The following is a 15,651-nucleotide window of genomic DNA, read 5'->3' as shown; positions in this document are numbered from 1 at the left end:
AAAATCATTTGAATGATTTCTTCTTGGTCTACGTGCCATAAAATACTCCATATATTGATGTTTATAACATCATTTGAGGAGCAGAATATCACTTATAGGAGTTGTTCAAATTTACGGATCCATCTCTGAGATAGGGTTGACAAAAATGCAATATTGAATGAAGTCTAGTTCTTGAGCATGAGTAAAAACGGAGATTGAAAAAAGTAGAAAAAGATAATAGTGATTCTTCATATCAAATTTATTATTTTTATGTCCATATTGACTTACTTGTGGATTGTTCATTTTATATGGACACTTATGGAGTGGATACTGTTGCATAAAAAATCAAATACAGTATGAGCTAGTTAGCTAGGTTTTTAATATTTCGGAGAGGGATATGAGCTTATATACAGTAGACACGGCTAATAAAAAACTAAAACCACTAGACATCACACAACTGAAACAACACAACCTGACAGAGCGTTATGACTTACAGGAATGGTTGGTGAGTCACCCTGAAGCATTAGGCGAAGAACTACTCATTATCCAAAAAGAATTTGATGGGTTTGATGGAACAGGTGAACGCTTAGACCTGTTGGCATTAGACACCAAAGGGCAACTTGTACTCATTGAAAACAAACGAGATGACAGTGGACGTGACGCTGTGTGGCAGGCACTCAAGTATGCCTCTTATGTTGCGCCATTTACCTCTGACGACATCGAAGATGTCTTTGCAAAATATTTAGTTAAAAATAAACCTGTATATGCAGATTTAGATGATCATGCTTTTGATGCGGATCAAGTGAAAAACACTGCCAAAATACTGATTGAACGCTTTTTAGAAGAACATCAAGAAATGGGTGTGGCAATTACCACCTTAAACCCACGCAATAGCCAACGAATAATCTTAGTGGCAGGTGAGTTTCGTAAGGAAGTCACCAATACAGCACTGTGGTTACTTGACCGTAAGATTGATGTGAAATGCGTGAAGGTATCACCTTATAAACTAGACGAACAACTGTTAGTAGATATTCAACAAATTATTCCTGTCCCTGAAGCATCAGAATATATGGTTCGACTCACCCGCAAGGAAGATGAAGAAACCATTGCCAAAGTAAAACAAGCAGATCATACCGATATTCGTTACCAATATTGGGAACAATTGCTCGCTCATTTCGCTCAAAGTGACAATTCGCTTTATAACAACATTAGCCCCAAGACCGATCATTGGCTCAGTTCAGCAACGGGTATTTCTCAATGTAACTACCATCTGATTTTATTACAGAAAGCAATACGGGTAGATATTGAGTTTGCTAGAAAGGATACCGTAGAGAACAAACAGTTATTTGATTTCTTCTATCAGCGTAAAGACGAGATTGAGCACAAATTTGGTCAGCCTTTAGATTGGCTGAGATTAGATACCAAGAAATCATCTCGGATTGAATTTAGTTTGTATACTGACGGGCATAATTCGGATTTATGGCAAAGCTATATGGTGTGGCATTTGGAACATATACAAAAGCTTGAACAGGCATTTAAGCCATATATGAATGAAGCATATCAAGCTATTAAAAATTGATTTATATCAATGTTTCATAAAGTGAAAACATTGATTTTGAAGTAAGTGTAGAGGGTAAAAGATGTATCAACAAATTGGCAGTATTAATGAGACCATTACTAAAATGTTTCGTGCGGAAACATTGACTCGCTGTGAATGGTGTTTCTTCTATTAACAACCAATCAACACTAATTACATTAAGAAAACAAGTGTTTGATTATTTATTTGTGGTATATGGTATTATAAATATATCAACAAATAGGAGTTAGTTATGGATCATACCTGTGTCACCTTAGAAGTACCTACCGCTTTAGTCGAACTGACTGTTGAAGCACTTAAACAATTCGATCATAAACCTATCTATGATTTATCATCCGGTTTCATACAGCCGCCTATTACAGAAATATTGCTCGAAAATGTATGTAGAGGTGATGTTTCAGATGAACTCGAATTTTTAGAAAAGTACAGCATCCCCTACTCTTGCCATGTGGAACCTGATCCGAATATTCCGGAAGCGCATTATCATCTTCGTCATGCTGATGATGGCACTCCAATCAAGAAAGTATATTTTGGATCACCGCACCATTTGGAAATTCATGATGTGCAAAAGCTATTAGAGAATGCAGAAAGCGAAGCTGCTCTACGTGAAGGCCTAGAATCTCTGATTGAAAAAACTAAACAGCCTGAATGGTAAAAAAAAGCCCCCCGAAGGGGCTTAATTATTTGCGTTTGGCGTAAAGAAAATAATTGATAAAAGGTGCTGCAAAAGCGATTCCACCTATATAACCGAGGATCGTAAAGTAATCTGATTCAGGAACGATACCTGTTGATTTGAAATAAGTCAGAACAAAGGTAAAGCCAATTAAAAAAAATAGGATGGCAGAAGTTTGCTTAGTAAATTTACCGAACTGCTCCGAGTTCAGGTTCACCAAGTCTGCAATATGTGACCGTGATAAATTCATGCTCATGTCCTATGTATATCTTGCTTTAGTTCCCATTTTACGCGGATTATAAATTGAGACTGTATTTAAAACATTACCAAGTGAATGATTATTAAATCGTTTGTTAAAAACAGATAGTTAAAGCGCCTGTATGTTACATAGATTTTCAGTATTCATGTTCGCAGGCTCATTTGCGCCGTTTAAATAGTTTCAGCGCTGAAACACCCAACGGATGATATTCGGGTTTTGAATAGCGTTGTTGCTCAGATGGTAAGGGGAATCTTTAAAGAAAGTGTCGAGTACACTAGATGCGGCGTTACTTTTACTGACTTAGAATTTAAAAGCAATTACGTTCCCGACCTGTTTACTGATCTTGCTGAAATAGAAGAAAGCAATAATTTAATGAACGCTGTAGCGAGTGTTCAAACCAAGTTGTTGAGCCTTTATTTGTTTCAATTCCATGTGTAATTTGTTTTGAAGTGATAATGTCATTGTTTCCGCGCGGAAACAAAAAAATCAAAAAATAGTTGCACTAAAGTGGTATATGTTATAGTATTCATGGTGTAGGTTATTTCAAATAGCCAAGCTTAATTCTTTACACTCCAACTGTTGATGATTCTCATGTGAAGAAGATAAAACCCGCCGTATGTAATGGCGGGTTTTTTTTGACATAATAAAAGCAGTTACTTAATAGGTATAAAAATGTTGAATTTTAAGTATCAGCAAGAAGTCGGCTATGAAATGTTGCAAACAAATTATATTCGTAAAAACACTTTAAAAAACAAGATAGGTATCATCTTGTTTTTGGTGGTTTATACAGCCCTCTCCTTCTATGCTTATTTTCCTATTATCGATCCTTATATCCAAGGATTTATTAAGCTTTTACAGCAGTTTGTTTTCTATTCTTTTTTAGCTGTAATGCTTTGGAGCTTTGTAAAACTTAAAAGAACCGGCGAAATACCACTTGTTGAATTCACTGAAACTTCCAAATTAAAGCCATTCTTAAATGATAATAAATATAAATTTGCCCACTTAAATATCTATCGCTGTATTGCATTAATGGCTCTAAATGATCCTCAAGTGAATGAATGTTTAATTGAGTCGGGAGCCTTTAAAGGTAAGACTATCAGTGAGGTAAAGGATGTGCTTGATGCCCGATCTGAGAAAGATGTATGCACAAAAGATGAACTTGATTCCATATCATCTGTATACATAAATAATAAAATAAATGATTCTAAAACATTTTCTGATATATTAATAAAATGTTAGCTTATTGATTAGGTTATCATGATATATTTCATGTAATGAGCTGATTACATATATGGATTTGTATTGCTATGCAAACTTTAAATAATATGCAAATTTTGGGGAACATCGGTACTAAAGCAAAGACGATTGATTTCCCTAACGGTGGTAAGAAAACGATACTTTCTGTAGCAACAAACATTGGCTATGGTGAGAACCAAAGAACGATATGGCATACAGTTTTGCTCTACAACAAAAGTGCTGAAATATGTTCGGAATTGGATAAAGGCGATATTGTTTGGGTTAGCGGCTATATGGATTATCGTAAGTGGGAAGATGAAAATGGTGTTCAACGTATAGCACCGGAACTACACGCTGAAAAATTTAATATTTTAAAAGGGCAAGCTGTTAAACCATCAAGTAATGATGTACCGGCTCAACAAGCAGGTTCGTATGCTGATTTAAATAAACAAGAACAGAACAAACAAAAAGCAGAAAATAGTCCCCCACCCTCTGCACCAACACCACCTAAAGCTAAACCTGATCCTTCTGATACAACTCCCAAAGACCTTCCTTACTAGGTCATATAACTAAAAATAAAAACCTCATGTATTGAGGTTTTTTTATATGCTCTTGCTTATTTGTGGTATATGTAATAATCTAATAGCACTTAATCAACAAATGGAGTTAATCATGTATAAGCGGGTACTTTTAACCAAACCTTTACTGAATATCAAATTTTCATCATGGGAACTTAGCAATTTTTTAAGTGGTTTTATACTGGCCAAGATTTGTAGTGTTATTTTAATAGGTCAATCGGATCAGGAAAATGTTAAGTCAATTTGCGCTTTTATATTTGAGTTTGGATCACCAGTATTAATATTAATGGGTTGTGCTGTATTGCAGCTTTATTTTTCAATTAAGAAAATTATAGATAATTCTGAGTCTGAATCAGATAAGATTGTGCGCAGGTCAATCGAACTTCGGGAATCTATTATTCATGCGTTAATGTGTTCAGCGGCAGGCTTCGGCATTTTCATAGGTTTCGTGCTTATTTTATCTCAATATATAATTTCAGTTGACCAGTTAAAGATCATTATAAATGGCATATTACCTTTTGAATTCTCACTAGCAATTTGTATGAGTTTGATTTGGGGCAATATAATTAAATTCACAACCCATTATAAAATTTAAACTAAATAAAAAGGACCAAATTTATTGGTCCTTTTTTTATATTTGTTTCCGCGCGGAAACAGACAGGATGCTCAGGTGTCAAATTGTTGGTCAGGGTTTGGGTTTAATATGATTATTGAATTCCGGCTGCGCGTTGAAATTTTGTCTTAATGTGTTTCCGCGCGGAAACAGACAGGATGCTAAGGTATCAAATTATTGGTCAGGGTTCGGGTTTAATATGGCTATTGAATTCCGGCTGCGCGTTAAAATTTAGTCTTAATGTGTTTCCGTGAGGAAACAGACAGGATGCTAAAGTATCAAATTATTGGTCAGGGTTTGGGTTTAATATGACTATTGAATTCCGGCTGCGCGTTGAAATTTAGTCTTAATGTGTTTCCGCGCGGAAACAGACATGATGCTAAGGTATCAAATTATTGGTCAGGGTTCGGGTTTAATATGGCTATTGAATTCAGGCTGCTCGTTAAAATTTAGGGCTATACGGAATAAAGTGTTGAAATTAAGATTTTAATTAAGTCTAAAATGAATCAAATTTGGTGGGATACGGAATTAGAAAGCCCTCATGTGAGGGCTGTTTTTAAACTATGCGGTAATTTCTTTTAATCGCTGAATCATAAATATCTCATCAAGATCGAAAGATTTAGCGAGGTTTAAATTGTTTTGGTATGAAGTAGCACAATCTTCTGCAATAGCTAAGTCGAGATTGCCATTTAAGTCACGCACACAAATTTGAAAATCTAAAGCATCTTTGATGGTAAGTATGTCTGCAAAACTATCGTTTGGATATTCTTTGCTTAATTTTGCATATTCAGATTTATAAGACTTTAAAGCATCTTGAATCTGATCATCGCTCATTGCGTTTAAGTATTCTGCAAAAGCATCATTAATGACAACCTTGCCTTTTCTTTGCATTTCTTCAATCACAATCACATGCTTTTGTTCAGACAACTCAAGAATACCGCTTTTTATTGCAAGCAATCTGCTATTGAGAATACGCTGAATATCAGACCATACACCAACTGGAATGGGTTTTTTGCCACTCATCCAGTCTGTAATTGTTGGTCTTGCCACTGGCAGATTGTCAGCTAGATCAGCTTTCCATGTTTTTCCAAAAGCCGCAATACCGAGTTTTTCTAGTAATTCAGATTGATTAATTTTTTCCATGTCTGTTCACCAAAAAAATAAGGCGAAATTAATCGCCCTTTAAAATTAATATTGTGCGTCTTTCCAAGTAGAAACAACCAGTCTGAATTTGTCACCGTAAGCATTAGATGTATTTACGATCTCATCCATAACTTCTTTAGAAACAACAACTGCATCATTGCCAATTGCGACTTTAAGTGAGCGTGGAGAGTAAGATACAACTTTATTAGCAAGTAAGGTATTGAATGATTTTGCGAATGGTTTAGCGATTTTGATAGTGTTCATTTTTAAAAGCCCTTTGCTTTTTGACTGATGACCTGTTCATCTGTCTATGTGTTTAATGTTAGACTAATTATAATTAGTCGTAAAGCATTAAGTTGTTTTATTTTTATTCAGCCTAGGAAAGGTAGTTCCACACTATATTCTGAGATAGAGATTTTACTTAAAGACTAAATTCCATTACTTATTCCGTAGAGCCAAATTTAGTTTTAATGTGTTTCCGCGCGGAAACAGACAGGATGCTCAGGTATAAAATTATTGGTCAGGGTTCGGGTTTAATATGGCTATTGAATTCCGGCTGTGCGTTAAAATTTAGTCTTAATGTGTTTCCGCGCGGAAACAGACAGGATGCTCAGATATGAAATTCTTAGTAGAACATTTTTGTTTTATGTTTAAAAAAATGTAGGAAAAGGTTCACAAAAAAACCACACTTAGTCATGTTGCTGATATGTGGTATATGTTTTATAATTAAATACTCGAAGAATCTATCAACATCGGAGTTTGCTATGAATGCACAGGTATTAAATACGGAAAAGTTAAGCTATAAGCATATTGGGAACCTAGCTAATGCTTTATATGTTCTTTCTCAACATGCGTTAAAACAAAAGATTCAGGCAGTCCAACTTACAGAACAAATTAAAGTAGGTGATATCCCTGAACAAGATGTAGTAGATGTTCAACAGAAAATTAAATCTGTTTTAAAGACGCAACAGTTTTTTCATAGTGAACGGCAAATAATTATTCACTATCTACTGGCTAAGGATATAGCTACTTTTAAAAAGTTTGTTGTGGTGAAAGGGGTAGCTTATGGACTGGTTAAACTCAATAAGTACAACTTGTACTGCATTGTAAATAAAAAATTGATTAAAAAATTTAATGCGGTTCAGGTTGGCGATCACTTCGATCAAATGCCATTATTGAGCGATAACGAGTTAGAGGAAATTATTTCGTTGAAAGAAGCAAAGCGCATATTCAAGCTTTACTACAATGAAGTTTTGCGTCAAACGAAAAAAGGAAGAAAAAAAATCTCAAAGCTTAAAGCCGATAAGAAGGCACAACCCAAAGAAAAGATTTTAGGGACCTCAAAATCAGCATCAGGCAGCGTAGTGGTGATTAAAAAACGGAAGCGATTTGCTCTTACAAATAAACCAGTATAAAAAAAAGGCCATCAGGCCTTTTTTTTTCTTTCCGCACGGAAAGGTTCTAAGCAACTATCAATATTATCATGCAAGGTTTTTAGTTCTTCAAACCGAGTTTCTGTCATTTTTTTAAGGAATGAGTGTGCCCAAAGTGGGATTTTGTCATCAGTATGCCATCTTTGAATGACTTGTCTGCTAATAGTTCTATTACTAATTTCGGATATGTATTTAGCTGTCTGAGCCATCCAACGCTTCCCAAAGACTGCTGTTCCGATCCTTTCTACATGAGAACTTGGTTCATTTGATGTCACTGTAAAGTTTCTCCTTTTTTTTATTATTATAAAATTAAATATTGCAAAAATAAAATATTATTTAATAATAAAAGTTCCTAAAATGATATTATATTAAATGTGGCTATCTTCTTATTTGAAATGATTTCACTGTTTCTCGTTGCAGCATTTGGTGTGTATGTTAATGTCTAATTTAAAATTTTCTATTTGTGTTTCTTTAGCTTTGCTACCGACTATATGCTTGAGTGATAGTAATTTAGGTAAGTGCAGAAATTTTTTTTATGACCAAGTTCCACCACAATTTACCAGTCCAAAGATAGGCGCAAATATTTTTCAATTATGCTATTCGGATTTTGCCGTAAGTTATTCAGGTATCTCAAAGACTGGTATATGGTCGGCAGAGTTTATTACCCCGCAAAAGTTAAAATTAGCTCAACAAATTTCGAGACAGGATAATTTTAAAGAAGAAATAAGAATTCCTGAACGATATAGAGCAAAATTAGAGGATTACAGACGTAGTGGTTGGGACAGGGGGCATTTAAGCCCATCGGCTCAAAGAGAGAGCAGGGAAGCGCAAAATGATTCATTCTATCTTACTAATATTTTCCCACAAGCCAGTTCCAATAACCAAGGTTTATGGGCAGATATTGAAAAGGCAACAAGAGGGTATATAAAGAAAACTAACCAATCCGCATATATGGTTACTGGAACACTTTTTATTGGCCCAAAGCTGAAAACTATTGGATCAGGTGTTTTAGTACCAACACACGTTTATAAGGTCATCTATTTTCCATCAACCAACATAGCCGGTGCTTATGTTGCTGTAAATGATAATTCAGGTAGGGTAGACACAGTTTCGATTAAGCAACTTGAACAGTATAGTGGTGTGAATTTCTTTCCAACCAAGAAGAAAGATGCGTCTTTAACTGTTAGATATAACCTACCGTTAACACCTAATCATACCTCTAGGTTGCGAGGTATATATCCTAATCCTGTAAATCAAAGTCAAATTTTTGAAATGCTTCCTGATAATTCGATACATAGTAAAGTTACTCGTATACCTCAATATCAAGAAAATAGAAGTGTTGCTACTGATTTAGGTAAAGGGGTAGCTAATGAGTTAAAGGATGCAAGTATCAATATAATTAGAAAAATTCTAAACTAATAGGTGTTAGTTTTTCAGGGGGGGAATTAGAAAATACTTTTTTTGGATGAACTAAATTTTGAGATTCTTATCTATTGGAGAACTTGAAAAGCTGTTATATGTATGAAGATATTAACATAATAAAACAACTTGTAAATGTGGTATATGTTATATTTATTATTAAAGTCTGAGGATGATAATATGACATTTACTGAAATATCTGATTTATTCACTTATGTAATTTTAGGGGGTATTGTCAGTTTTGTCGCGTATGTATTATTTGGTGTTGTTCGTCAAAATCGCGCTGAAAAAAAATATAATAAACTAGCAGAAATTAAAGAACAGAAACTTAATTATCTTAATGCTGAATTAGCCGCTTATGATCTACAAATCCTCCCTAAAGATAAAAATAATCTTGAAGGTGGTAGATTGCAGTCATTGAAAAGTTGGAATGTGGCTGGCGAATTTAATCTTTTACCATCCGACCTTACAGATGGATCGGAAGTGTATCGTTTCATATTTAAAAATAATGATATTTCTAGTGGTGTATTAGAAATCAATATAGATGAAAAATTAGGATCAAAAAAAACCAATGAAGCAAAAGATACCGTATTACTGAATAAGATGATTAAAGATGAATTTGATCGTCTTAAAGGGAAAGGTGGTTCCGTTCTGAAACATAGCTTTTTAACTCAAAATAGGGTTGAAGGGGTAAAAGGATTAGCCATTGCAAGTAAAAATTTAGTTTTAAAACATACAACAATTAATAAAACTGTAGAACAATTCAAAATCAATAAGGGCGATTTATTGATTCCGGTAATGAATGTTCAAAAAGAATTCTTATCATATCAAGTCATCGATAGTCACCATAATAAACGTATGAGAATTGGTAAATCGATTAAAGGTGGTTTTTTCCCTGTAGGAAAGTATAGAGTTGATAATGAAAAGTATATTTTATGCGAAGATTATCTGACGGCCGCAACATTAAACCGTGCTACAGGTATTACAGCCTTAGTAGCATTTGATGTTCAAAATATATTGGATGTAGCTCAAGATTTAATACAGCAAAATCCAAAAGTCGAACTTATTTTCGCAACTTCAAGAGATATGTTAACTACGAATAAGTCTCGTATCAAAAAGGCTCTATATTATTCGTATCTTTTTAATATGCCTTTCATCTTTCCAAAGTTTCCGGATGGTGAGCAGTATGACCACTTTAAGACATGGAATGAGTTAAATCGATATGATAATGATGAGCAGATCAAGAAGAAAGTTGATTCTCAAGTAAAATTCTTTAAGGATAATGGGAAAGTTTCGACTATACGTTTAGCCAGTGATAAATATGGAATTGAATATTGAGGTTGAATCTACGTGTCGGTAAACAATAGATTTAAGAATATAAAATGCGATTATTGCAATGATAAAACTAATGTGGTGAATGGAAGTGTTCTTTATGGACCGAATCATCGGTTGTCGAATAAATTCTTTTATTATTGTGAACCCTGCCAAGCATGGGTTGGGATGCACGAAGGGTCAAAAAAACCTTTTGGAACACTTGCGAATGCGACATTAAGGAAGAAGCGATTAGAAACTCACAAAGTATTTGATATATTTTGGATTAACAGCAAGAATCCTAAAGAGGAACGAAAAGCTGCATACGCATGGTTGGCTTCTAAAATGAATATTCAGATAGATAAATGTCATATAGGAATGTTTAATGAAGAAGAATGTAAATTAGCAATTAGATTCTGTTTAATACGAAAAAAGAGCGCCTATAAATAAGCGCTCTTTATTAAGATATATTAATGGATTATTATTTATAGCTATTATTATAATGGTTTGATTTATTATATTTGTTTTATTTCATTAGCTATCTCTTTTAAATCTAACTTCTCTGTAATAACTAAAACACTTGATTTCCATAATCGGTTTGCTTCTTCTTTAGTAACAGAAATAATATCATAACCCATTGAAGCTACGTGAATTCTATTCTCAGGTGTGTTTGGGTACTGGACTTTTGCAATACCATTCTCTACCCCGATTATATAATTTTTTGGGGTTGAATAAACATTATCACGCCAAAGATTTAATAAATTATTTTTAATAATTTCGAGGGAAGCGATATTATTACAATCAGTACCTTGAGTTACAGTCGATATTATAAAATTGATTCGCATATTAATTTATCCATTAACTTAATAATATCTATTTTAATATACGCATAATATTAGTCAATATTAAGAGAAAATAAAGTCATTATATTTTATTTGGGTATTGTTTCGCTGATTATAATATTTTACCAAGCACCGACCTATTATAAATGGTTAATAATGATTAATGGTACTTGGTAAACAATTTTAATATTATTAATTACGTTCTTTTGAATCGGGGAATCTTTGTAGATGATTCCATTCATCAGCCAGTTTGCGTCTTTCACTATCAAAGCGTTCCTTTACTTTAGCTTTTGACATTTCACGCTGTAGGGTATTTAAACCAAAATTGTCACTTTCAAGTTGAATTTCATCGGTATCCTTTTCCATGTCAGCATACATGGCTTGATCACCTTGTTTAACCTCAAATTCAGTAGTAATAACAGGTGGTTGAGAGTAATCCCGTGTTTCAATAGAAGTGGTGTCAGCAAGGGCTACAGTAGTCATGTAGGACGCTAGAGCTGCTATGACTAATTTTTTCATTTGAAAATTCCTTTTGTAAAGAATGATTATAATGTTTCTATTATAGAATATATTAATATCTTATTATCTAAAATAATAATTTAATATAAAACGATTACATAATGTAAAGGTTAAAACTTGGTAAAAATTGCTAATAAGTGGTATATTTTTATTAATATTTAACTCCTAAGCAAGTAGTTATGGAACAAAGTCTAGCACTTAATATTCTTAAAACAGGTCGTAATACCATGCTCACAGGTATGGCGGGTGCGGGAAAGACTTATGTTTTAAATGAATACATCGATTACCTAAAAAAAAGACGAATCAAATTTGCTGTCACAGCTTCAACTGGAATTGCTGCAAGTCATTTGAACGGTATGACTATTCATTCTTGGTCTGGAATAGGGGTAAAGGAAACTTTATCGATTTCAGATTTGGAAAGTATTAAGGCTAAAAAGTTCAATATTGAAGATACAGCAGTCCTAATTATAGATGAGATATCTATGTTGCATTCGCGACAGTTTGAATTGGTTGATGAAGTATTACGTTTTTGCCGAGAAAACGATGAACCTTTTGGTGGGATTCAGATAATCGTATGTGGAGATTTCTTTCAATTGCCACCAGTAGAGAAAAATAAAGATACGGGTAGTGCAAAATTCTGTTTTATGTCACCGGTGTGGGTAAGTGCTAAATTTCATATCTGCTATTTGACTAAACAATATCGTCAGCAGGGTGATGTATTGTCGGATATTTTGAATCAAATTCGGAGTGATACCGTCACACAAGAATCATTAGATATGATCCGTGCCACTAAAACGAATGATTTAGGGGATAAATATACCCGTCTATACACTCATAATATTAATGTAGATGAAGTAAATAATAAGTACCTAAATGAGTTGGAGACTAAAGAATATAGTTTCCAAGCACTTTTCGAGGGGAATAACTTTTTATGTGATTTATTGATGCGTCAGAGTCGTATACAGGAGATTTTTAAGTTCAAAGTTGGCGCATTAGTAATGTTTACTAAAAATAATGATGAGTTAGGTTACTGCAATGGAACTTGTGGTGAGATTGTCAGCGTGATTGAAGATGATGAACATGGGTTTCTACCTGTTGTCTTAACAAAAAAAGGTGAGAAAATCGTTGCGTTGCCTGAGATATGGTCCATAGGGGAAAATGGCGAGGTTGCAGCATCTATGACTCAATTGCCCCTACGTTTGGCTTGGGCCATTACCGTACATAAGAGCCAAGGGATGACATTAGATGCTGCTGAAATTGATTTATCGAATGTATTCGAGCAGGGTCAAGGTTATGTGGCGTTGAGCCGGTTACGGACACTTTCAGGCATGAGAGTGTTAGGTATGAATGATTTGACTACACATATTTCGACTTTGGTAAGAAAGGTAGATAAGCGGTTTAGAGAACTTTCAGATCAACTTGAAACAGAGTTGGAAAATCATAAGTTCACACTGGATCACAAGGCTTTTTATGCAAAAGTGAAGGCAAATAACGGTATATTGGGTCCTAGATCGGGTTATAGAGGTCCGAGAATCGGTGCATCAAAGAGTTCAAGAAAAACAGCAAAAAAAAATAGTGATTTCGTTGTAGAAGCAATCAAGGCTAAACGCACATTAGAAAGTATTACTCAAAATGGTCAAATCTGTTATTCGACAATTGTTAAGCATTTGCTTGCGGCCAAAGAATCGAATCCTGAAATTTGTCTAAATTATCTAAAGCCAAGTCCGGATGTTTTGAGTGCTGTCTCAAAAGCTATTAAATCGTATAACAGCTGTGGAAAGGAATTATCATTCAGAAAAAACAATTCTGTATTTGTTTCAGCGCATGTGAGCGTAGTCAATGGTGAAGATGTTCCTGAATGCGATATTTGGAAAGCATTAATTTTCTTGGATGATTTGGGAGAGGTAAAAGCATAGCGTGTGCTTTGGGTGTTAATTATGAGCTTAGAATACAATCATCAGGCATTTATTGCGGCGTTTGAAGGGCATTTAGATAGTTTAGGTTTTTACCTTAAAAAAGATTTTGATGATACTGAAAAAGGTGGGCGTTTCTTCGAGAAAGGAGCTAGGAAGAATAAAGCAAAAGGAAAATATAGATATATACCATCACATGAATCTTACAGTGGGAAGCCTGTAATTATTTATACTTTTTTTGAAGTGTGGGACAAGGCTACAAATAAAGTAATAAGTGGTAGTAGAACGGAATGCTTTAAAGATACATCTTCTTCTAATTCAAAAAATACTACTACATTTGATAAGGCTGAATATGAGCGCAAAAAAGCTGAAAGAGATGCTTATCAAGCTTCATTGCAAAAAAAATTTTCTGAAAAAGCATTTGAAGAATATAAAAGTTTAAAAGATGAGAATGCTGATCCCAATAACCATGAATATATCAGAAGAAAAAATGTTGCTGCGGGTAGGGGGTTGATTATTGCTAAAGAGAACATGAAGATTGGTTCTTATTACAATATACATAAGGCTGATACGAATCAGCACGATTATTACTACATTAAAAAGGGGGATTTACTGATCCCTGCTATAGATTTAAGTTTGCAATTCAGGACATACCAAAAAATAGACCCTCATGGAACAAAAAGACAACGAATAGATATTTCGACTGTTGGTGCTTTTTATTGTTTAGGAGACTGGCGAGAAAATACATTCAGAATCTATTTAGTAGAAGGATATGCAACGGGATATACCTTACACAGGGCAATGGATTCAGCTGTAGTTTTTGTATGTTTTGATGTTCAGAATATTGGTGTTGTTGCTGCACAGATTCGAGCAAGATATCCGTTTATCGAAATTATTATATGTACTGATAATGATCGTAAGAAAAGCACCAAAGTCGGCTTGTATAAAGGGTTTGAATACGCTTATAGATTTGATCAACCATTTATTTTTCCTAAGTTTGATGACGGGCCGGAATATGATGATTTGAGTGATTGGAATGATCTAGCTACTGTTCTATTGGATAGTGAGATTAAAGTAATGGTAGAGAAGCAAATTTCATTTTTTAAAGAATACGGGAAGGAGAAATGTATTAAATGGGTGGCAAAAAGTAACGGTTTAAGTGAAATGGATTTGATTGAATATGCTGAACGTAATCGTATTAAAGATTTGTTTTCAACCCTAGATTTATAAATATTGTGCTATTATTATTTATATCAATAATAAACATTAGCTAAATGTTTTGGAGAAGTTAATGAAAATTAAAGGTTTGGTTTTAGTTTTAACGTCAGCTTTATTGTTTACAGGCTGTCAAACAGTTGCTCAAGGTACAACAAAAGTGGGTGACTGGATGGAGAAATCTTCTCTAAACGAGTTTGAGCAAATGACTCATAAGGGTATTCGCGATAAATTCTTATGGATAGAACAGCAAGAGAATGGACGTAAACGGGTACAATTGGCTAAACCTTTAATTGCTGCGAAATTTGGTATTGAAAAACGGAATGTTAATAGTCTATTCCTAGTGCATTATGTAAATCATGAAGCCAATTTTATTGAAGCAAATCGTAAAATTGAAAACGGTTTTTATAATTCTGAACAGGATTTGGCTGCTAAATATTTTGTGGATCAAGCAAAGGCTAATGGTCATGAAGTAAGAGTCTATAAATCTAAAATTAGTGGTCGCGTAAACAATGGTCTAGTACAGCCAATCAAAGAAATTAATGGCGCATCAAATTTATATGATGTTGATCCAGTATTTGTTGAATATGATAAAGACAAACGTGTTGTAGCTATCATGACCCGTTCTTGGCAGACAATTTCAGGAATTGGTGTGGATAGTCGCATATATACAAACATTTATTTTGGTGGTGATGGCTTGCGTTGGTTCGAGAACAACTTCTCAAACAGCTATTTAAGCGATAATTTATTGCGTGTATATCGTTAAGTTATTGTGTTTAAAAGTTATTTAAAACACAAACCTGAAACGATGTCGAAACGACATCGTTTTTTTTTAACTTAAAGTAGGTTACAATTAAATAAAACATTATCAGAAACTATTTATTATAAAATATAGAAATAATATTTTTAATAATATATTAT

The 15,651-nt window shown here is 34.0% G+C and carries 18 protein-coding genes; 12 read left to right on the top strand and 6 right to left on the bottom strand.

The genetic code is table 11. The annotated features are described in order from the left end of the window. Positions 1-376 precede the first annotated feature (376 nt). Both HYG89_RS11895 and HYG89_RS11890 read left to right on the top strand, forming a co-directional pair. Positions 377-1,558 carry a DUF4268 domain-containing protein gene (locus tag HYG89_RS11895; protein WP_178867698.1) on the top strand — a complete coding sequence of 394 codons (1,182 nt, stop codon included), beginning with the start codon at positions 377-379 and terminating at the stop codon, positions 1,556-1,558. Between the two features lie 250 nt (positions 1,559-1,808). Then, entirely contained in the window at positions 1,809-2,231 is a 423-nt protein-coding gene (locus HYG89_RS11890; protein WP_178867696.1) for a hypothetical protein, read from the top strand. Positions 2,232-2,256: 25 nt separating this feature from the next. On the opposite strand, the gene HYG89_RS11885 is transcribed toward HYG89_RS11890, so the two are convergent. Then, positions 2,257-2,499 (bottom strand): hypothetical protein, encoded by a 243-nt coding sequence (locus HYG89_RS11885; RefSeq protein WP_178867694.1) that lies wholly within the window; start codon positions 2,497-2,499, stop codon positions 2,257-2,259. Between the two features lie 681 nt (positions 2,500-3,180). Between HYG89_RS11885 and HYG89_RS11880 the strand changes: the two genes are divergently transcribed. The 3 genes from HYG89_RS11880 to HYG89_RS11870 all read left to right on the top strand — a co-directional run bounded on the left by HYG89_RS11880 (position 3,181) and on the right by HYG89_RS11870 (position 4,917). Then, positions 3,181-3,747 carry a hypothetical protein gene (locus HYG89_RS11880; RefSeq protein WP_178867692.1) on the top strand — a complete coding sequence of 189 codons (567 nt, stop codon included), beginning with the start codon at positions 3,181-3,183 and terminating at the stop codon, positions 3,745-3,747. A gap of 68 nt (positions 3,748-3,815) precedes the next feature. Next, positions 3,816-4,304 (top strand): single-stranded DNA-binding protein, encoded by a 489-nt coding sequence (locus HYG89_RS11875; RefSeq protein WP_178867690.1) that lies wholly within the window; start codon positions 3,816-3,818, stop codon positions 4,302-4,304. A 112-nt stretch (positions 4,305-4,416) separates the two neighbouring features. After that, complete coding sequence (locus HYG89_RS11870; RefSeq protein WP_178867688.1) at positions 4,417-4,917, top strand: hypothetical protein; 501 nt, start codon at positions 4,417-4,419, stop codon at positions 4,915-4,917. A 579-nt stretch (positions 4,918-5,496) separates the two neighbouring features. Here the strand turns inward: HYG89_RS11870 and HYG89_RS11865 are convergent. Then, a complete protein-coding gene (locus HYG89_RS11865; protein ID WP_178867686.1) occupies positions 5,497-6,078 on the bottom strand; it encodes a hypothetical protein in 582 nt (193 codons plus the stop codon). A gap of 45 nt (positions 6,079-6,123) precedes the next feature. Continuing rightward, positions 6,124-6,342 (bottom strand): hypothetical protein, encoded by a 219-nt coding sequence (locus HYG89_RS11860; RefSeq protein WP_178867685.1) that lies wholly within the window; start codon positions 6,340-6,342, stop codon positions 6,124-6,126. A 500-nt stretch (positions 6,343-6,842) separates the two neighbouring features. Here HYG89_RS11860 and HYG89_RS11855 point away from each other — a divergent pair, with 500 nt between their 5' ends. Then, entirely contained in the window at positions 6,843-7,493 is a 651-nt protein-coding gene (locus HYG89_RS11855) for a hypothetical protein (RefSeq protein WP_178867684.1), read from the top strand. Positions 7,494-7,504: 11 nt separating this feature from the next. Here HYG89_RS11855 and HYG89_RS11850 read toward each other — a convergent pair whose 3' ends face one another. Beyond that, positions 7,505-7,720: a hypothetical protein gene (locus tag HYG89_RS11850; RefSeq protein WP_178867683.1), complete on the bottom strand. Its 216-nt coding sequence runs from the start codon at positions 7,718-7,720 to the stop codon at positions 7,505-7,507. A 229-nt stretch (positions 7,721-7,949) separates the two neighbouring features. Here HYG89_RS11850 and HYG89_RS11845 point away from each other — a divergent pair, with 229 nt between their 5' ends. The 3 genes from HYG89_RS11845 (at position 7,950) to HYG89_RS11835 (ending at position 10,691) form a co-directional block, all read left to right on the top strand. Continuing rightward, entirely contained in the window at positions 7,950-8,930 is a 981-nt protein-coding gene (locus HYG89_RS11845; protein WP_178867682.1) for a DNA/RNA non-specific endonuclease, read from the top strand. 180 nt (positions 8,931-9,110) lie between these two features. Next, positions 9,111-10,268: a hypothetical protein gene (locus tag HYG89_RS11840; protein WP_178867681.1), complete on the top strand. Its 1,158-nt coding sequence runs from the start codon at positions 9,111-9,113 to the stop codon at positions 10,266-10,268. A gap of 12 nt (positions 10,269-10,280) precedes the next feature. Further along, positions 10,281-10,691: a zinc-finger-containing protein gene (locus tag HYG89_RS11835; RefSeq protein ID WP_178867680.1), complete on the top strand. Its 411-nt coding sequence runs from the start codon at positions 10,281-10,283 to the stop codon at positions 10,689-10,691. A gap of 65 nt (positions 10,692-10,756) precedes the next feature. Here the strand turns inward: HYG89_RS11835 and HYG89_RS11830 are convergent, their stop codons facing one another. Together HYG89_RS11830 and HYG89_RS11825 are read right to left on the bottom strand one after the other, a co-directional pair. Continuing rightward, a complete protein-coding gene (locus HYG89_RS11830) occupies positions 10,757-11,086 on the bottom strand; it encodes a hypothetical protein (RefSeq protein ID WP_178867679.1) in 330 nt (109 codons plus the stop codon). A gap of 189 nt (positions 11,087-11,275) precedes the next feature. Then, positions 11,276-11,602, bottom strand: a complete 327-nt coding sequence (locus HYG89_RS11825; RefSeq protein ID WP_178867677.1) for a hypothetical protein — start codon at positions 11,600-11,602, stop codon at positions 11,276-11,278. 179 nt (positions 11,603-11,781) lie between these two features. Between HYG89_RS11825 and HYG89_RS11820 the strand changes: the two genes are divergently transcribed. From HYG89_RS11820 to HYG89_RS11810, 3 genes are all read left to right on the top strand, one after another. Beyond that, positions 11,782-13,518 (top strand): PIF1 family DEAD/DEAH box helicase, encoded by a 1,737-nt coding sequence (locus HYG89_RS11820; protein ID WP_178867675.1) that lies wholly within the window; start codon positions 11,782-11,784, stop codon positions 13,516-13,518. A 21-nt stretch (positions 13,519-13,539) separates the two neighbouring features. Continuing rightward, entirely contained in the window at positions 13,540-14,745 is a 1,206-nt protein-coding gene (locus HYG89_RS11815; RefSeq protein ID WP_178867673.1) for a hypothetical protein, read from the top strand. Positions 14,746-14,806: 61 nt separating this feature from the next. After that, a complete protein-coding gene (locus HYG89_RS11810; RefSeq protein WP_218644958.1) occupies positions 14,807-15,496 on the top strand; it encodes a hypothetical protein in 690 nt (229 codons plus the stop codon). Positions 15,497-15,651 lie beyond the last annotated feature (155 nt).

Source organism: Acinetobacter sp. SwsAc5 (assembly GCF_013391485.1).
Lineage (GTDB): Bacteria > Pseudomonadota > Gammaproteobacteria > Pseudomonadales > Moraxellaceae > Acinetobacter > Acinetobacter towneri.
This window is presented reverse-complemented; position numbering and strand designations above follow the sequence as displayed.